Below are 18,726 nucleotides of genomic sequence, written 5' to 3'. Positions count from 1 at the left end.
CAATTGCCATTTTATTCCGTAAATAATGATGAGAAAGATATTTTTGAGGGGGTAAAAAAATGCTAGCATCTTTAAGTGTAATTGGTTTCATTATGTTCCTCATTCCTGTACTCATTATTGCTGCAATTGTAGGAGTTGGGTATTATTTTTGGATGAGGTTTCGCTACCGTACAGCGAAATCAAATCAGGCATTGATTATTACTGGACCGAAGCTTGGTGATCCTGAAAAGGAAACAAATATTTTTACCGATGATGAAGGACGTTCCATGAAAATCATCAGGGGTGGAGGATACAGATTAAGACGATTCCAAACGTCTACACCAGTTAACCTTACTTCATTCCAATTAAAGCTTTCGACACCAAGAGTCTACACAAATGGTGGCGTACCAATTGTGGCAGATGCTGTAGCTATGGTAAAGGTAGCTGACACATTAAACGGAATCGCCAACTATGCTGAGCAATTTCTTGGGAAAAATCAAAATGAAATTGAAGATGAAATTATAGAAGTACTGGGAAGTAATCTTCGCGCTATTTTGTCAAAAATGACCGTTGAAGACATTAATAGCAATCGTGAAAAATTCAATGCGGATGTTTCAGAAATTGCTCAGAAGCAGCTGGATTTAATGGGCTTCAAAATCACGTCCCTTGGATTAACAGATATACGCGATGCAGATGAAGAAAATGGATACTTAAAGAATCTTGGCCGACCAAGAATTGCCGAGGTACGTAAGCAGGCGGAAATTGCTGAAGCAAATACCGAGAGAGAAACTCGTATTCACCGTGCACAAACAGACCAGGAAGCGAAGGAAGAAGAATACAAACGACAAATTTCCATCGCTGAGTCCAAAAAAGAGAAAGACATTAAAGACGCTGCTTTTAAAGAAGAAACAGAACGAGCACGTGCAAAATCTGAGCAATCGTATGAATTGGAAAGAGCAAAGCTTTCAAAAGAAGTAAAAGAAGAAGAGCTGACCCTTCAATTCTTAGAAAGAGAACGTGCTGTAAAGCTTGAAGAAGAAGAATCAAAGGTTCGTAAAACAAAAGCTGATGCTGAATACTATGAAACAACTCGTAAGGCAGAAGCCGAAGCACGTAAATCAGAAATCGACGGTGAAGCAAAAGCGAAAATACGTCGTGAGGAAGGTTCTGCTGAAGCAGACGTTATTCGCGAACGCGGTAAAGCCGAAGCCGAAGCTCGTAAACTATTAGCTGAAGCCATGGAGAAACATGGAGATGTTATTATTACAGAGAAGCTAATTGAAATGCTTCCAGTCTTTGCAGAAAAAATTGCTCAGCCACTTAACAATATCGATTCTGTTAAAATCATTGATTCAGGAAATGGCCAAGGAGTACCTTCCTTTGGCAAAAGTATCACAAGAACTATGGTTGACATGCAAGAGCCTTTAAGAGAACTAACTGGCATCGATGTAGGGGAACTACTGAAATCCTATGCAAACCGAGGTCATGAAAGACCATATCAGCCAGCCATCTCTGAATCAGCAGACAAAGAAGCAGCTGCGACGAGAAGTGATGAAGAGCAGGCAGGTCAAAAAGAAGAATAGTATAAAAGAGATGATTCTTTGTGGGAATCATCTCTTTTTTTATGAAATATTATTTGTGAAAAGTGTTTTTTTTGAATAAAACGTGGAGGAGATATTTTATTCTCAACATTTCAATTTTTATTTTCAACTTTTCGGACTTAATTATCAACAATGGCACAGTTATTTTCAACTGTATTATTTAATCGTCAACAATGACAATTTATCATCAATATCGGACCAAAATCCTAATAGATAGAATAATGTTGAAAGCAGCAGCACCTAAATTCCAACCTCAATATGACGAGAAAGCTCGACATCGAACAAGCCGAGATCAGTAAGCTTCAGGCTTGGAATAACAGGCAAGGTAAGGAATGATAAAGTTAAGAAGGGATTGAATTGCCCAGAAAATCCAACATGAGGAAAAGCATTTTTTAATTGATGAAGTCCAACATTCACGCTTTTATATCCTTCATCCGACATCAATCCTCCAATCGGTAAGGAGAGGGACGCGATGACCTTTTCTTCTTTTACAATGACCAAGCCACCATTCATTTGGTCAAGAGCATCGATTGCCTTTAAAATATCTTGGTCATTCGTACCGGTTGCCACGATGTTATGGGAGTCATGTGCGATGGTTGTCGCAATGGCTCCATTTTTAAGACCAAATCCTTTTACTATGCCCAATCCAATATTCCCTGTATTTTTATGTCTTTCTACTACCACCATTTTAAGTTGGTCAGTTTTAATCGAAGGAGTAAAATATCCATCCTTCACCCGCACAACTTCAATCAACTTATTTGTTCTTAATTGATTTGGAATAATTTCTATGATATTTGCTTTTTCTCCAATTGGAATTCGTAAATCCTTTGTATGAATCTGCGGAATATGGACGGTAGATGTGAGAGAAGCTTTTGGTGAAGGTTTTTCAACATTGTCACCAACATAGGTGCCCTCTGTTGCCACAAGGGCACCTTGTTTGTATACCTCAATAATGTTCAATTTTTTAAGATCCTCAAATAGCACAAAGTCAGCATCGTATCCAGGGGCAATGGCTCCCTTATTTTTTAAACCGTAACACTCAGCTGCATTTAAAGTGGCCATTCCAATCGCCATTAGAGGATCAATACCAGATTGAATGGCTAGTCTAATATTATGATCGATACTGCCTTCCTCTATTAAGTCATCCAAATGTTTATCATCAGTACAAAATAGGCATCGACGAGCATTCTTTTCATTTACTACAGAAATAAGGGAGGTTAGATCTTTTGCAACAGAGCCTTCCCGAATGAGCAGGTACATGCCACGTCGTAAGCGTTCACGTGCATCGGAAACCGTGTTGCACTCGTGATCGGTTTGAACCCCGGCGGTTTTATAAATGTTGATGGCATTTGGATCTAAACCTGCTAAATGTCCATCAATGTAATCACGGTTTTTTAATGTCATGGTAATTTTGTCTATCATGGAATTTTCTCCTTTTTGAAGAGAAGGATAATCCATTACCTCTGCCAGTCCAAGAACACGTTTTTCCTTATAAAAAGGTTCCAGGTGATGAGCTGTTAATTCTGCACCTGAATTTTCGAAGGGGGTAGCAGGTACACAGGAAGGGAGCATTAATAAGACATCTAACGGAATGCTTTCAGAGTTATCGAGCATGAATTGAATACCTTCTTCACCCGACACATTGGCAATTTCGTGTGGGTCTGTAATGACAGTTGTTACTCCATGGGGAAGCACTACTTTGGCAAATTCAGCTGGCGTCACCATCGATGATTCAATATGAACATGAGCATCAATAAAGGAGGGACTCACATATCGTCCTTTAGCATCCAAAGTTTCCTTACCCTGAAATTCTCCGATTCCAACAATCACCCCGTTTGAAATCGCAACATCTTCTTCTATAATGTCTAAGTTAAAAACATCTATTAGTTTTCCATTTTTAATGACAAGGTCTGCTGGCACTTCTTTATTTGCAACAGCTATTCGTTTTTTTAGCTTTTCATTATCTTTATTCACGTGAACCCTCTCCTTATCAAAGCCTAAAAATAAAAACCCCAGTTTTCCTAGGGTTTGACATTGAAGAGGGAATCATACGGTATCCAAAAAAACCTACATGTTTTCCCTCTCGTAGTCAAACTATTTACGGTAGTTTGGTAGAAACTTATGGACCCTATCTCCAAGATTATACGAGCGTAAAATGTAATTGTTCCTTGATATTAGTTCAACATTTTATATTCATGAAATAGGATGTGTCAATCCTAAATGTTATAAAGAGTATAATAAGAGCAAAAAGGAGACTTACGATGAACTTATACTGTCAAAGCACGTTGAATCAAATGGAGGTAGCCATTTCGTCAATCGTCAAAATAATAGATGGGCTTACAGAAGAAGACTTACATAAAAAACCTGTCACTACAAAGCGTTCTATTGGAGAGTTGCTTATTCATACAGCTCTTATTTGTAAAGCAGATTACTATTTGTTAAATGAAGCAACTAAAGAAGAAATGGACACTTACTATTCCAGTGTATCCTTAAATTCCCTAACTGAGATTCAAGAAGAACTTATCCAGAATTTCACCTTTTTAAAAGAAAGGGTATCACAACTAACAGAATTAGAGCTTGAGGAAGAAACAACCGCTTATTGGGGTGTAACTTATTCAAGATTTGAATGGCTTGTAGAAATCGTCGCTCACCTTTATCACCATAGAGGTCAGCTTCATACCATTCTCATTCATTGTTTTGATCTAGATCTCCAGGTTCCTTTATTTGAATAAATGTAGTCCTTAAGTTAATTGTATGATTAATAGTTGTTAAAAAAGTCTTATCCTATCTTTTTTTCCGTGCTGGTTTCCTTTACTATTAAAGTAGTGAATTTTCCAAATAGTACTAAAATAGTGAAACGACGGAGGTATACGATGAAACTGAAAATTTTACATACAAATGATCTTCACAGCCATTTTGAAGCATTTTCAAGAGCAGCTACTCTCATGAAGGAACTGAAGGATGAAAATACTCTTATTTTTGACGGAGGAGATTTTGCCGATTTCAAAAGCATCGAATTGCAAGGAACAAAAGGAATAGCAGCAATTGAATTGTTAGAGTACGTTGGGTATGACGCATTGACAGTTGGGAACAATGAAATGTTTAACGGAATTGATACACTAGAGCATATGGCAACCAACAGCTCCGTACCGTTTATTAGTAATAACCTTCTTAGGAAGGAAGGCGCCAAGGTCAAAGGTGTTGTTTCCAGTGTCATTCTAAATAAAAATGGTCTTCGAATTCTCGTAACGGGATCGTCTCCCGATTTAGAAGATTTTAATGACGGCTTAGGCATACATATTACACCTTATAAAGAAGCGATTAAGGAAGAGATCGATCGTAATAAAGGAAACTATGATCTATCTATTCTCCTTAATCATGTGGGAACATTTGCTGACGATGAAATTGTCCATGAAATAAAAGAGTTTGATGTCATCCTTTCAGCACATGATCACAAGCTATATTCTGAAGCAAAAGTAGTACATAACACAATCATGAACAGTGCTGGCTGCTTTGGTGAACATATTGGAGTTCTTGAAATTGAAGTGAAAAGTGAGGGAGTAAAATTAATTCGCTCAACGACGATCCCCACCAAAAACTCTAGCCAGGACGAAAGCATTCTTTCCATTTTAAAACGTAACAAAGAACGGGCAATCGAAATGTTAAGTGAACCTCTTTATCCACTTGAGCAGCCTCTTTGGCATGATGTTTTGGAAGAAAACCCCATCACGAACTTAATCGCTGACGGAGTAAAGGATATATTGAAGTGTGATATAGGGCTAATGAACAGTGGTATCATCAATGCAGGAGCTTTTCACTATTTGTCTAATAAAAAATTAATTGAAATCTGTCCTTCTCCATTAAATCCAACCTCCTTTGAAATACAAGGAAAGTTCTTAAGAGAGGCTTTAGAACAGTCTCTTGACGCACAGATTTGTCTTGCTGATGGAAAGGGACCGGGATTTAGAGGGAAATATGTTGGAAGCCTTCATGTTTCAGGAGCAGAGATTATCCATAATGGAAAACAAATCTCTGAAATCCTTATAGGAGAAACACCACTAGAAGATGAAAAATGGTATACTGTCGCAACTTCAGACTACCTACAACGTGGCTCAGGCTATGAATCTCTCAAAAACAATCAAAATGAACAATACAGACCAGGATACATACGAGACGTCATCCGACAATACGCCAACAAACCAGCATTCATCCAACAAGCCATGCGCCCAAGATGGAAACAAACGACAGAGCGTGCACTTGTTTGAGGGACGGACCTCTAAAATTGAAATAAGGAGAAACCAAGAATGAAAAAGAAAATGGTGAAGATCATTAGTAGTTTAGTAGTACTAACCCTCATTGTTCTTGTCGGGGCAGGAAACTATTTCTACAACGTAGCCATTCATCGAAGCGACGAATCGATCCAATTATACGGTGGAACTGAAGACGAAGCCCAAGCAGTTAGTGCCAACCCTGAAGAACAGGAAAAACTAAAAGAGCTAATGGAGTGGACAGAGAATCAGTCATTTGAAACTGTTGAAATTCAATCAGACGACGACTTAACATTACAAGCCGTTTTTTTGAAAAATAAAAACTCCAACGGAAAAGCAGTTATCCTTGCTCATGGCTATAAGGGAAATAACGAGCAAATGCCCGGGATTACAAAGTATTATTATGAACTAGGATTCGATATTTTAAAGCCTGATGCAAGAGGTCACGGGAAAAGTGAAGGCAGCTACGTCGGCTATGGGTGGCCCGATCGGAAAGACTATCAAAGATGGACAGAGCTATTAATCAACGAAAAAAGGGCAGACTCTATTTTCCTGCATGGATTTTCAATGGGAGCAGCAACTGTTTTAATGACGAGCGGAGAGGAACTTCCTCCAGAAGTGAAAGGGATTATTGCAGATAGTGGGTATACGTCGGTTCACGAAGAATTGGCACATCAATTAAATTATTTATACAAATTACCTGCGTTTCCCATCATGGAAGTCACAAGTGTTGTCACCAAGCTAAGAGCCGGCTATACCTTTACAGAAGCTTCTGCAATCCAGCAAGTAAAAAACAATGGTCTCCCATTATTCATTATCCATGGTGATCAAGACAAACTCGTCCCAACAGAAATGGCATCACGAATATATGATGCCGCAACGAGTGAAAAGGAAATATGGATTGTTCCTGGAGCAGGACATACAGAAGGATATACAATAGCTGAACGTGAATACAAAGAACGACTCAAGAACTTTATCGATAAAGTGATAGAAGAATAGAAAGGGGTACCTATATGTCAAAAATCTTATTCCAAGCATTTAAAAGCACGAATCAGCAATTAAATGGCCATGGCAAACGGAACGCAGGTGTTTTAAAAGAAGCATTACAAGAAATAGACGACGACCAGGAAAGCGATATTTACGGTTCTGGTCCATTAATAGAAGACTTCCAGGATAAAATGGCAAAGTACCTCGGAAAGGAAAAAGCCGTTTTCTTTCCAAGTGGAACGATGGCTCAGCAAATTGCTCTTAGAATTTGGTGTGATCAAAAAGGGATAAAGAAAGTAGCCTATCATCCATTGAGTCATTTAGAAATCCATGAAGAGGATGGCTTAAAGGAATTGCATCATATTGAACCTATCCTATTAGCAGATAAAGATCGAGTCATTGAATTAGAAGACGTTCAAAATATGAAGGAGGACATCTCCTGCTTATTGCTTGAGCTGCCTCAACGTGAAATCGGAGGACAGCTTCCTGAATTCAAGACCCTTGAAAAAATCTCTGCTTATTGTAGGGGAAATGGAGTGAAACTACATCTAGATGGTGCCAGACTCTATGAAATTCTACCATACTACGGAAAATCAGCTGCTGAATTATGCAGTCTGTTTGATAGCGTTTATATCTCTTTTTATAAAGGAATCGGAGGGCTTGCCGGTGCCATCCTTGCTGGAGAAGAGGACTTCATAAAAGAGTCGAAAGTGTGGAAGAGACGTCACGGGGGAGATTTGATTAGTCTTTACCCTTATATTATTAGTGCAGATTATTACTTTGAAAAAAGAATCTCCAAAATGGATCAGTATTATAAGGAAACAAAAGAACTTGCCGAGTTGTTTCAACAATGCCACGGGGTTTCCACGAAACCTGAAATACCAGTCTCGAATATGTTTCATGTCATCTTCCATGAGTCAAAAGAAAAGATGGAAGAGGTACTAATCGAAATCTATGAAAAAACAGGTATAGGAATTACGGCTTACGTCAATGCCATAAATGATAATCAATGCGGCTATGAAGTAACGGTTGGTGACCTTTATTCTCAAATTCCAAAAAATGCATTAAGAAACCTGTTTGAATTGCTTGATGAACGAATGAAAGGAAATTGAGATTCCAGATTTAAGGGTGAAAAAAGGTATTTACGCGTTAAAAAGCGCATTTTATTCGCACAACCAAGCTATTTATCCGTTTCACTGTGAATAACAAGAATCATTCAAATCTCACCAACATAAGGAGCATACAATGAACAATCAACCTTCTGACCTTTTTAATGGAACTGCCCATTACTATGAAAAGTTTCGCCCAGCTTATCCAAAGGAACTGCTAAATTTCATCCTTACTTTCGTAGAAAAAAAGAGCGAAAGTAAACTACTGGATTTAGGATGCGGAACGGGTCAGCTTGCGATTCCATTGTCCCAAAGCTTTCATGAAGTTCATGCCATCGATAGTAGCTTGGAAATGCTCTCTAAAGGACAGGAAGCAGGAAGGTCAAACATAAAGTGGCATCATCTATCTGCTGAGAAAATGGAAGAACTACATCAATCCTTTGATGCCATCTTCATTGGCAATGCTTTTCACTGGATGAATCGGGAAAAAGTACTACATTCCTGCTTTAACATGCTTGAGCCTAAAGGCACGTTGGTCATTTTAGCAGGGGGAAGCGTGTGGAACGGGAAAAAGGAATGGCAGAAAAAAATCGTAGAAGTAATTCAAAAATATTTAGGTACCGACCGGAGAGCAGGCTCAAGTACGTATCAGAAAGACGCAAAAAAACATGAGTATTATCTCGAAAGATCCCCATTGACTCAAGTTACTAAAGGGAATTACACATTTAATTATCCGTGGACCATCGACCATATCATCGGTTATCTTTATTCAACATCTTTTTGTAATCGGGCTCTTCTAGGAGAAAAGGTAGAGGAATTTGAAGCCGAGATCACAGACGAATTAACTAAATTATCGTCAACTGGTTCATTTATTGAAACGATTGAAGTCACCTATTTCGTATTAAAAAAATAAATTCAGTACAAAAAAAGATGCCTACACCAGTAAGCATCTTTTTTCTATATCATTAATTAGCTTCTTGAGTTTTGTCAGAACGATTAGCCTCTTTTTGATTGACTAAGAATCCCGCGAGTAGAACACTAATAGTTAAGACAATCGTTATGACCGTGGTGATAAATCCATGATGTAAATTAATCAAATCTAAAAACTTCTTATCAGATACAATCATCTCACCGGCTGTATAGGCAAGAATTCCTGAACCAAGATAAGCAATCCAACGATATTTGTCCAGCATTTTTACAATTGCTTTTGATCCGAAAATCATAATCGGAATACTGATGAAAACACCTAGGGCAATCATTCCGATATGACCATGGGCAGCACCTGCTACTGCAATAACGTTATCAAGACTCATTACAGCATCAGCAATAATAATCGTCGTAATCGCTTGCTTCAGTCCGCTGTGTGACTTAATATTGGCTTCTTCTTCACCTTCTACAAGCACTTTGTATGCAATCCAAAGAAGAAGAACACCACCTATTAAATGAACAAACGGTATTTTCAATAAATAAACTATAACAGCGGCGAAAAGAATACGTAAGATGACAGCACCAGCTGTTCCGTAAAAGATCGCTTTATTTTGATGTTCCTTTGGTAATCCTCTTGTTGCCATTGCAATCACAATTGCATTATCTCCAGACAAAATGATATCTATCGCTATGATTTTTAACAGCGCAATAATTGCTCCAGATGATATGGCAAGTCCAAGTGGGAATAAGAAATCCATCTTCTGTTCCTCCTTGTAACGAATCTATAAATCTAACACTAACTAATATATAGTAACATATCTATCATGAATTTGAACGGCTAATATATCCAAATGCTTTTTTTAAAAACCTATAAATAAAAAACTATTAGGGTCATTTTTATAGAGTGACTCTAATAGTTTTATATTTTTTAACGTAATCCTGTTTGCATTTTTGTAATGACTTTATTATTTTGAAAAGAAATATGGGCAAAGGAATTTGCTGCCTCTCCGTCCCACACATAGCCAATTTGATAGGATGGAGTCCCTTTTTTACCACTCTCGCTTGAAATTTTTCCTTCTCCACCAATAATTTCGATTGCTTCTTCTAATGGTAGCCCTTTGGTCAATTGATGGTATTCATCAAGGGTAATCACACGAGAATTGATTGTTTCCAGCTGATTGACTGAACAACCTACAAGGATAAAAAAAGGAAGTATACATATTAATAGAGCATGTTTACGGAAGTACATATGAAATAGCCTCCTTTATCTGTTATTTATATAACGGAACCAACCTGGGAATTGTTTCAAAAATTTCATAGCTTTGAAAAGTGTGTGGTGCTATGATGAAAAGATTACAAATATCTAAGATCATAAATGAGGGCTTAATAACATGAAAAAATGGCAGACCTATATTGTATTAGTGTTCATCATGTTGATTTGGGGATTTAATGTACCTGTTTTAAAAATTTTAGTAAGTGAGTTCAACCCCGTCACGATAACCTCTTTACGTATATTTACAGCTAGCATAACGGTGTTCATCCTATTAGGTATTATGAAGAAAGTACGTAAACCATCTCTGAGAGAATGGATGTTCATAATGGTGGGAGGCTCGCTAAATGTAGTTAGTCATCATTACTTCCTATCCGTCGGGTTAACTCAAACCACTTCAACAAATGGAGGATTAATTCTGGGTACAGGCCCCCTGTTAACAGCAATGCTCGCTTCTATTTTGCTAAGGAATCGTCCAACGGTTATAAAAATAATGGGGTTTCTATCGGGAAGTGTTGGGGTAGCGATCATTGTTTTATCAAGTGGTGAGGGAATAGGTGATCTTAACACAGGAGATTTATTTGTATTCATCTCTATTTTCTCGCAGGCAATGAGCTTTATCATTATTAGCAAAGCGGCTAAAACGTTAGATCCTAGATTATTAACAGGATATATGCTTCTGTTTGGATCTATGGTGTTGTTCATTATCAGCTTATTCAAAGAACCAACAGGCTTAGAGGAGCTTGGGAATGCACCAAGCTGGGTATGGATCTTATTCTTTGCCTCTGCTATGCTGGCAACAGCTGTCGGACATATGGTATACAACCATTCCATCGGAAAAATTGGAGCAGCTGAAACCTCTATTTTTCTAAATTTAAATACGTTCTTCTCTCTGATAGGAGCAGCTGTCATATTAGGTGAGGTCATCTCATACTATCACTTGATTGGACTACTGTTCATCGTGGTCGGGGTTATCTGTGGATCAGGTACTTTAGAGGAATTGATTATAAGAAGAAAACAATCCTGGTTTATGAATAAGAAAAAGAGGCATGAGATGTAATCAGGAAAATAGCTTGGTTCTCAATTTTGAATAATTGGGCCGGAATTGTTACTTATTGGGCCACTTTTCACTGTTATTGGGCCAAAATAGTGAAAAATTGGGCCACTTTTGGGGAAAATTGAGCCAAATTGTGAACAAGGCATTGTGTTACCTGCTTCTTATAGAATAACAGTTTGAAAGAATGTGCGAAAATGGGAGGGGAATGTGCGAAAACTTCTCGTTAATGTGCGAAAATCTATGCAGAATGTGCGAAACTCAACCATAAATGTGCGAAATTGTGAACACACACTCGAACCAAACCAATATACATGAGGTCCGTCCCTCAATCCAAAAGACTGACTGCGTACTCGCAGTCAGTCTTTTGGTTATACGATAGTGGGTTTTGGAATTTCGTTTTCTTTTGGTTCGGGTACGAAGGCTAGTATGACTAATCCGATGATAAACAGGATGACTAGACTGAATACGCCGCTGTTGGAATTGCCTGTCATTTGGGCAGTGACTCCTACGAGTAGTGGTCCAAGGATGGAGGCGAATTTTCCGAATATATTGTAGAATCCGAAGAATTCGTTAGAGTTTTGCTTAGGTATCAGTTTTGCAAAGTAAGCACGGCTTAAGGCTTGGATGCCTCCTTGTGATGAAGCAACCAGCATAGCCAGGATCCAAAAATCCATGGTTGTTTTTAAGAAGTAAGCGTAAATGCAAACGATAATATAAACGAATATTCCTACGTAAAGCATTTTTTTTCCTGTGAACTTTTCAGCGAGTCTTCCGTATAAAATGGCAAACGGGCCAGCTACAACCTGAGTGACAAAAAGGATAATCAATAGGTTAGTAGAGGTGATACCCAGGTCCGTCCCGTAGGCTGTGGACATGGTAATGATTGTACCGACACCGTCAATGTAGAAAAAGTAAGCAAGAAGGAATAGAAAGAGTGCACGGTATTTGCGAATTTCTTTCATTGTTTTTCCTAAACGTTTAAAGCTTTTGATGACAGGACTGGTTTCTCGTTCAATGTAATAGCGCTGATGTACGTTTTTGAGCAGGGGAATGGAGAAAAATCCCCACCATAAGGCAGTAATCAAAAATGCAATTTTACTAGCAACGGTTGTTGTAATCGGGATAATGTTACTTTGTGCCATAATGATGATAGCAATGCTGATGATAAACGGTATGGTACTCCCAATATATCCGAAACCAAAGCCTCGAGACGATACTCTGTTCATTCGATCTTCTGTTGTGACATCCGTTAAAAATGCATCATAGAAGACGTTTGAACCTGCTGACCCTATAGCAGCAACTGTATAAAAGATTAATAATAGCAACCATTGATCACTTGGAACAAAGGCAAGAATAGCAGTAAAGGTAACCCCTAAAGCCAGGAAAAAGGTGAAAAATTTCTTCTTATAGCCTTCGTAATCGGCAATGGTTCCTAATATGGGTCCGAGCATAGCCAGGATAAAGGTGGCAATGGCAATGGTATAGCCTAAATAAGCAGTTGAATTGGCTCCGCTGATCCCTGCATTTGTAGCTGCTGCTTTATAAAATAAAGGAAAGACAGCAGTAGAGATGATAATGGAATACGCTGAGTTTGCCCAATCATAAAAAACCCAACTGCTTTCTTCTTTTGAAAAGCGTTTCATTTTCATTTCCCCCTATGGAAACATTATCTTTCTATCATTTCTTCTATCACTTTTCCATCGGTGTCTCCTAGTTGAAGTCCAAGTAAATGAGCGAATGTTGGACCCTCGTCGATGAGACGCATAGAAGAAATGTTCGTCTGTTTTTTAATTCCTTTTCCAGCCGCCATGAATATTGTCTGGTAGTGTTCTTTCTTAGGGGAGTATCCATGGGAAGCATAGGTATAACGCTTTTCCTTAACATCTTCTGGTGTGATGGTGTGAAGAAACGTACCTTCAAGGGTGTCTTTATAATAAAATCCTTTTCGGGCTTCTAACATAAAGGCGCATTGTTCATCGGCTCCCAATAAACCAGCTTCTTCACCCGTTAGAATGTTTTCAATGCCGTTCTTTGGATCTTTTTGCAGCTCTTTTAAAAGTGCATGTACAGCGTTCTTTGTGTTAATATCATTGTTTTTTACGTACACATAAGCGGAACCATCACACCCCTTACAATAGGCATTCCAGTCCTTCACTTTTCCTTTTTTATTGACTGTGATGAATCCTTTTTCCTTTAATAGTACATTTAATTGAACTGCCTTTGACTCATCAAGTGCACTATGGTCGCCAAGGGCAACGATAGTAGAGTTCTCATAGATTCCACTCTCTTTAAGGGCATCTACAATTCTTCCAAGTCTTTCATCATGGCGACGGATACTGGCGTGTGCTTCTTCTGATGAGAAGCCATGATAATGTCGTTGAGTATCGAGGTCTGTAAAATGAACCATTAGTAAATCGGGTTTCTTCTTTTTGATGGTCTCCACGGTTGATTCCAGAACAAAGTCATCGAGTGCTGGCTGATTCAGACCATCCCGAAGGTGTCCGAAGCGACGATTCATGCTTAATTGATAGAGGGGACTCCCATTAAACAGTGAGACCATAATTTGATTGTGCCAGGAACGATTGGCGAAGATTTCCGGCATATTATAATCTATATTTGCTTTGGCTGTTACAGGCCATAATAAAGCGGCCGTCGTCATGCGAGCTTTTTTCGCTTCATCATATAAGGTCGTTCCTTTTACATATTTTCTGTGCCAGTACCAATCGGGTGAGAGACGGCCAGGCTGAATGAATGTGTTGTTGGTAATACCATGGCGGTTGGGGTAGTTTCCAGTAACGATTGTTGCGTGACATGGATACGTGACGGATGGATAAATGCTTTCAACATTCTTACAATAGAATCCTTTTGTAAGTAATTCTCGAAAGTGGGGAAGCTCTAGAAGCATAGGATAATCGAGTGAAGAAAGGCAATCAAAGGATATCACAATCAAGTGATCAGTAAGGCGATTCATAACGGCCTCCAACTTAAGTGACATAAGTTTGTACTATATACCTATTAATATAGCAGACTATTCAGAATAAAAATATGAATTTTTCAAAAAAGCGAATGGAGCCTCTCATCCTCATTTTTTCATAAAAAAAGGCTCTATTTCTAGAGCCATAAAGAAATATCCAGCTACATTTTCACTTGATTCTGAACCTTACTTTCCTTTTTTATATCAAGAGAACCAGAGTATTCTACTGTTTCAATTTCACAGTTTTCTCCTATGACCACGTTTTTCCCACGAACCAGCTTTGCTTTCGTATTTTCAAGATACACTTCGTCACCTTCAATTAAGTCTGAATGAAGATGATCATCCTTTTGGAAAAAGAAGTTCACTACTTGCTTTAGAAGTCTTGTAGAGTTTTGATTCTTTACTACAATGGTTTCACCACCAATTTCCTTAATGGAAGATTGATGCTCCAATTGAATATCTACTTTATCAGCGCTTAGTAAGCCATCTATGGTCACTGCCCCATGTGAAGTGAAGGTTTCGACTTCACAATCTTTAAGAACCTTTAATAAGCCCGATGATTTTACGTTTTCACCTTGAAGTTTTCCTTGTACGACACAAGAGCCGCTCGCTTTAAAATCCTTACAAATAAGATTTTCAGAGACTTTACTAGATCCACTGACTTCCATGGTAGCGGCCATAATTGAGCCTTCAAATTTAGAGCTGCCGCTTATACTGATTTTTTCAGCCTTCAAGTCCCCGTGAATATGGGAAGAACCACTTGACTTCATATAACCTGTTTTGATGTTCCCGTTAATTTTACCTGAACCAGAGATTTTAAGCTCTTTACAATCAATGTCACCGGAGATTTTGCCACTGCCGCTTATTTTCACTTTATTGAATTGTCCTCCACCTGAGCTGCCAGATCCACTAATCTTTAAATCGTGTAATTCTTGTTTTTCCGCGGTATTCATATTAATTCCTCCTATTTTTAGGGACGTTCCCCATTTGATAATGTTGTTTTTAATTCTTCAATTATTTGAAGTAAATCGAGCTTTATTTCTGTACCACCATCCGTTGAAAAAGGAGTATGAGGTGGAAGTAGCAACCATATGACCTCTAGTCCTTTACGCAAACCGATTAATTGATAAGCCGGATTTTTAAGAGGATCAAAATGCTCTTTTAGAAAATGAAAAACTCTCTCTTGATCTTTTTTTGTTAAGGAAACCTTTTCTACAATGGTCATATTTAAAATGTCTGGAAATTCTAGTGAGTCTATGTTGGATAAAAGGGGAGTGCAAAGCGTAAGTGTGTCTTCTGAAATAAGATTTTGTACCCGTAGTTCTTCTATGCTCAGTTCGATCTTTGTTGGGTTAGGCGAAAAGAAATCCGATAATTCGTCTAGTGAATAGGTATCTTTCATTTCCTTTATCTTATCAATTCTAGAAAGCATTTTCTCACGTGGAAAGAACGTTTCTTGTCCAGTAAAGCTGGATTTCTTAATAAACCAGTCCTCTGGTATGATGTTCTTTCGTTTCCACCGGTAAAGCTGTCCGTAAGAAATCCCAGTAAGCTCTAATACTTCTTTTTTTGAAATGAGATTTCCTTCCAATGTTCATTCACCTCTTTTCTGTAACAAAACATTGTTACGCTTCTTGCTCTTACTTTAACAGAACATTGTTACGTTAGTAAAGGACTTTTTAGAAAATTTTCACAAATTAGGCATAAACCTATTGTAATATTCATCCAATTATTATATAGTACATTACAACAGTAATGCACTATGGTGGATTTTAAGGAGGTGTACGTTTGATTCTTAACTCTGATAGCATGAAGCCTATTTATATACAGATTGCAGAGTGGATAGAGACAGAGATATTAGGTGATGAGATTCAGGCCCATGAAAAGGTTTACTCTCAATACCAGTTGGCAGAAATGTATAATATCAATCCGGCAACAGCAGGTAAAGGGTTAACTATGTTGGTGGATGAAGGCGTTTTGTATAAAAAGAGGGGGCTTGGGATGTTTGTATCAGAAGAAGCTCAAAAAATCATTCTTTCAAAAAGGAAAAATCAGACCTTAGCTTCTCTTATAAAAGATTTAGTGAAAGAAGCCTCATTTTTACATGTGTCTGAACAGGAGTTACTTGAGATGCTCAAACTGGAAATGAAAAAGGGGGAAGAAAAGTGAATGTGATGGAATGTCGTGAATTAACGAAAGAATATGGAAATAAAAAAGCTCTAAACAATCTTTCATTTACACTTGGTGAAAATAAAATAACAGGTCTAATAGGAAGGAACGGGGCGGGCAAAACCACCTTATTGAAAATGATGGCAGGTTATACAAAGGAATCCTCGGGTGAAATCAATGTATTTTCTGAAAATCCTTTTAATAGCTTAAAGGTTTCAGCCAATATGGTCTATGTAGATGATGAGTTAAGCTTTTCCCCATACCTTACTCTCGGGGAATTATTAGAAATGGGAGCCTCTTTTTATGAAAATTGGGATATGGATTTTGCCCAGCGGCTGTTTCAGTATTTCTCTTTTGATCCTGACCAATATCATGCAAATCTTTCAAAAGGAATGGGAAGCACCTTTAATATGATTTTTGGTCTTTCTGCAAGATGTCCATTAACTATTTTTGATGAACCAACGACTGGAATGGATGCAGCCGTAAGAAAGGATTTTTACAGAGTTCTTTTAAAAGATTATATTGCCTACCCTCGGACTATGATTTTATCGAGTCATTTGCTAAATGAGGTAGAAGACATTTTAGAAGATATTCTTCTTTTAAAAGATGGAGAAAAGTGCCTTCACATGCCTATTGAAGATTTAAGAACCTATGCTGTCGGAGTGAGTGGTAAGACGGAAGCAGTAAACGAGTGGATAAAAAATAAAGAAGTCATTCATCACAGATCTATGGAAATGAATCGGGTATTTGCCGTGGTGAAAAGAGATGGTAGGGAAAGTGATTTTGAGAGTAATGGATTAGAAGTTTCTTCTGTATCAGCAGAGGATGTATGTGTCTATCTCACAAGTAAATCAAAAGGAGGGATCGATGATGTTTTTAACAGAGAGTAAGCCATGGAATGTTATAAAGAAACAATTTTTCTATAAACTAAAGGCCTATCGCGGTGTTTACACATCGATGATTGTTATACAACTGTTGGCACTCCTGTTTTCCTTAGGTGGTATGGGAATGGGTGGCGGTGGCAGTGCCATTGTTTCATATGAAGTGAATCTGTATTCCGTCAACTTAATCATCGGTTTTATGATGATCTGGGCATTTATTATCTCGATTGTAACGACTACTAAAGCCTATCGTGAGGATGATTTTACCTTTGTGACGAATCGATTCACAAGTCATTTGTCTACGATTCTATTTCTAATAACAGCGAGTATTGTAGGAGCCATCACCACGTTCTTAGCAGGTTATACTCTAAAAGTGATCATGTTCTTTATTACTAAAGGAGACATTGTAACGGAGAGTGTGTTCCAAATCTCCATTTGGGGATTCTTCGGTCTGATCCTTTATTTACTTCTCTTTGCAAGTTTCGGCTATACGTGTGGGATGCTTGTTCAGATGAGTAAGATCTTTATTATTCTCATCCCTGCCCTTCTATTTGGAAGTATGTTTTTAATGTCGCAATTGCTGAATAAGGATATTACCTTAGCTGAAATTGGGCTGGTATTTGCAGGAGAATCTTCTTTTCTCATCTTCCTGGTGAAAATCTTCATAACCGTGATTCCTCTGCTGGGACTTGTCACGATGTTGACTAATCGAATGGAGGTAAGGTCATGAGTATTCTTGTTGCATTCTTACCCATTCTGTTCATTATTGTCCTTGCATTGGTCATCCCTGTAATTTACAGAAAAGGCGGGTTGTTTACTGGCTGGAAAACTAAATGGATATTCATAGCGTACTTTTGTATTTTAATCGTATCGGTTCCCATCGCTTATCTATTACCAGAAAAGGAATCAGCCTATGGGGAAAAGTTAACTGATGAAGAAATCAAGCAGTTAAATAAAGACAGAGAAGCTTTTTTTGAAGATGCAATGAATGGAAAGATTAAAGAAGGGGAAGGAACGGTTTTAAAAAAGGAATGGGAGTTTAAGGTGGATGAATCCCGATTAACGATTTCCAATTTCACTGTAAATATGTTCATATTAGCGAAAAGAACGGAGTCTAATGACCAAAGAATAAAGGTGGATTATTACACATCAAAATCCATTGTTCACCGAATAGATGTGACGGATAAACTATCTTCACCGACTATTACGTTCTATGATAATCAATTAGTCGTTCACGATCCGGAACATGTTGAAATAAAGCTTGCCAGCTTTACGAATGAATTTATTACGAATCAATTTAAAAATGATTCCCAAGACAATTACGAATACGGGTCTTCATTGGGTGGAGATCTACTGCTTTTGAGTATTCCACAAGGAGTAGAGGTAGAGGGAGATATTGAGTTTATCGAATAGTCATGTTTGAGAAAATAATGCTTGATTCCCTTTGGGGTCAGGCATATTTTTTTATGAGAAAAAGAGATTGGATATTAATGGTAAAAAATGC

18 protein-coding genes and 1 riboswitch are annotated in these 18,726 nt (G+C 38.0%); of the genes, 11 read left to right on the top strand and 7 right to left on the bottom strand.

The features are described 5' to 3' along the window. Positions 1–59 precede the first annotated feature (59 nt). Positions 60–1,562 carry a flotillin family protein gene (locus tag IQI_RS17625; RefSeq protein ID WP_064093988.1) on the top strand — a complete coding sequence of 501 codons (1,503 nt, stop codon included), beginning with the start codon at positions 60–62 and terminating at the stop codon, positions 1,560–1,562. Between the two features lie 258 nt (positions 1,563–1,820). Here the strand turns inward: IQI_RS17625 and ade are convergent, their stop codons facing one another. Continuing rightward, positions 1,821–3,554, bottom strand: a complete 1,734-nt coding sequence (gene ade, locus IQI_RS17620) for an adenine deaminase (RefSeq protein WP_064093987.1) — start codon at positions 3,552–3,554, stop codon at positions 1,821–1,823. Positions 3,555–3,646: 92 nt separating this feature from the next. After that, positions 3,647–3,748, bottom strand: a riboswitch (purine riboswitch). A gap of 93 nt (positions 3,749–3,841) precedes the next feature. On the opposite strand from ade, the gene IQI_RS17615 reads away from it, so the two are divergent. The 5 genes from IQI_RS17615 (at position 3,842) to IQI_RS17595 (ending at position 8,857) form a co-directional block, all read left to right on the top strand. Next, positions 3,842–4,312, top strand: a complete 471-nt coding sequence (locus tag IQI_RS17615) for a DinB family protein (RefSeq protein ID WP_064093986.1) — start codon at positions 3,842–3,844, stop codon at positions 4,310–4,312. 141 nt (positions 4,313–4,453) lie between these two features. Next, the gene (locus tag IQI_RS17610) at positions 4,454–5,845 is read left to right on the top strand and encodes a bifunctional metallophosphatase/5'-nucleotidase (RefSeq protein WP_064093985.1); all 1,392 of its coding nucleotides are present in this window, start codon (positions 4,454–4,456) and stop codon (positions 5,843–5,845) included. Between the two features lie 39 nt (positions 5,846–5,884). Beyond that, complete coding sequence (locus tag IQI_RS17605; RefSeq protein ID WP_064093984.1) at positions 5,885–6,847, top strand: alpha/beta hydrolase; 963 nt, start codon at positions 5,885–5,887, stop codon at positions 6,845–6,847. A 14-nt stretch (positions 6,848–6,861) separates the two neighbouring features. After that, the gene (locus tag IQI_RS17600; RefSeq protein ID WP_064093983.1) at positions 6,862–7,947 is read left to right on the top strand and encodes a threonine aldolase family protein; all 1,086 of its coding nucleotides are present in this window, start codon (positions 6,862–6,864) and stop codon (positions 7,945–7,947) included. A 133-nt stretch (positions 7,948–8,080) separates the two neighbouring features. Next, positions 8,081–8,857, top strand: coding sequence for a class I SAM-dependent methyltransferase (locus IQI_RS17595; RefSeq protein ID WP_064093982.1), 777 nt, complete (start codon positions 8,081–8,083; stop codon positions 8,855–8,857). Between the two features lie 52 nt (positions 8,858–8,909). Here IQI_RS17595 and IQI_RS17590 read toward each other — a convergent pair whose 3' ends face one another. Both IQI_RS17590 and IQI_RS17585 read right to left on the bottom strand, forming a co-directional pair. Beyond that, complete coding sequence (locus tag IQI_RS17590; RefSeq protein WP_064093981.1) at positions 8,910–9,629, bottom strand: TerC family protein; 720 nt, start codon at positions 9,627–9,629, stop codon at positions 8,910–8,912. A 170-nt stretch (positions 9,630–9,799) separates the two neighbouring features. Continuing rightward, entirely contained in the window at positions 9,800–10,120 is a 321-nt protein-coding gene (locus tag IQI_RS17585; protein ID WP_064093980.1) for a hypothetical protein, read from the bottom strand. A gap of 142 nt (positions 10,121–10,262) precedes the next feature. On the opposite strand from IQI_RS17585, the gene IQI_RS17580 reads away from it, so the two are divergent. Further along, positions 10,263–11,201: a DMT family transporter gene (locus tag IQI_RS17580; RefSeq protein WP_064093979.1), complete on the top strand. Its 939-nt coding sequence runs from the start codon at positions 10,263–10,265 to the stop codon at positions 11,199–11,201. A gap of 365 nt (positions 11,202–11,566) precedes the next feature. Here IQI_RS17580 and IQI_RS17575 read toward each other — a convergent pair whose 3' ends face one another. From IQI_RS17575 to IQI_RS17560, 4 genes are all read right to left on the bottom strand, one after another. After that, a complete protein-coding gene (locus IQI_RS17575; protein WP_064093978.1) occupies positions 11,567–12,841 on the bottom strand; it encodes an MFS transporter in 1,275 nt (424 codons plus the stop codon). Between the two features lie 23 nt (positions 12,842–12,864). Continuing rightward, positions 12,865–14,169: an alkaline phosphatase family protein gene (locus IQI_RS17570; RefSeq protein WP_064093977.1), complete on the bottom strand. Its 1,305-nt coding sequence runs from the start codon at positions 14,167–14,169 to the stop codon at positions 12,865–12,867. Positions 14,170–14,333: 164 nt separating this feature from the next. Further along, a complete protein-coding gene (locus IQI_RS17565) occupies positions 14,334–15,125 on the bottom strand; it encodes a polymer-forming cytoskeletal protein (protein ID WP_064093976.1) in 792 nt (263 codons plus the stop codon). Between the two features lie 17 nt (positions 15,126–15,142). After that, the gene (locus tag IQI_RS17560; protein WP_064093975.1) at positions 15,143–15,763 is read right to left on the bottom strand and encodes a DUF4004 family protein; all 621 of its coding nucleotides are present in this window, start codon (positions 15,761–15,763) and stop codon (positions 15,143–15,145) included. 197 nt (positions 15,764–15,960) lie between these two features. Here IQI_RS17560 and IQI_RS17555 point away from each other — a divergent pair, with 197 nt between their 5' ends. From IQI_RS17555 to IQI_RS17540, 4 genes are read left to right on the top strand one after another with little or no spacing between them, the layout of a single operon-like run. Then, positions 15,961–16,341 (top strand): GntR family transcriptional regulator, encoded by a 381-nt coding sequence (locus IQI_RS17555; RefSeq protein WP_197489773.1) that lies wholly within the window; start codon positions 15,961–15,963, stop codon positions 16,339–16,341. 5 nt (positions 16,342–16,346) lie between these two features. Further along, a complete protein-coding gene (locus IQI_RS17550; RefSeq protein WP_328585758.1) occupies positions 16,347–17,231 on the top strand; it encodes an ABC transporter ATP-binding protein in 885 nt (294 codons plus the stop codon). After that, positions 17,212–17,952, top strand: coding sequence for a hypothetical protein (locus IQI_RS17545; RefSeq protein WP_064093973.1), 741 nt, complete (start codon positions 17,212–17,214; stop codon positions 17,950–17,952). The genes IQI_RS17550 and IQI_RS17545 overlap by 20 nt, the downstream gene beginning before the upstream one ends. Further along, on the top strand, positions 17,949–18,635 hold the full coding sequence (locus tag IQI_RS17540; RefSeq protein ID WP_064093972.1) for a hypothetical protein: 687 nt from the start codon (positions 17,949–17,951) through the stop codon (positions 18,633–18,635). The genes IQI_RS17545 and IQI_RS17540 overlap by 4 nt, the downstream gene beginning before the upstream one ends. The last annotated feature ends 91 nt before the right edge of the window (positions 18,636–18,726 follow it).

The organism is Rossellomorea aquimaris TF-12 (assembly GCF_001648555.1).
Taxonomy (GTDB): Bacteria; Bacillota; Bacilli; order Bacillales; family Bacillaceae_B; genus Rossellomorea; species Rossellomorea aquimaris.
This window is presented reverse-complemented; position numbering and strand designations above follow the sequence as displayed.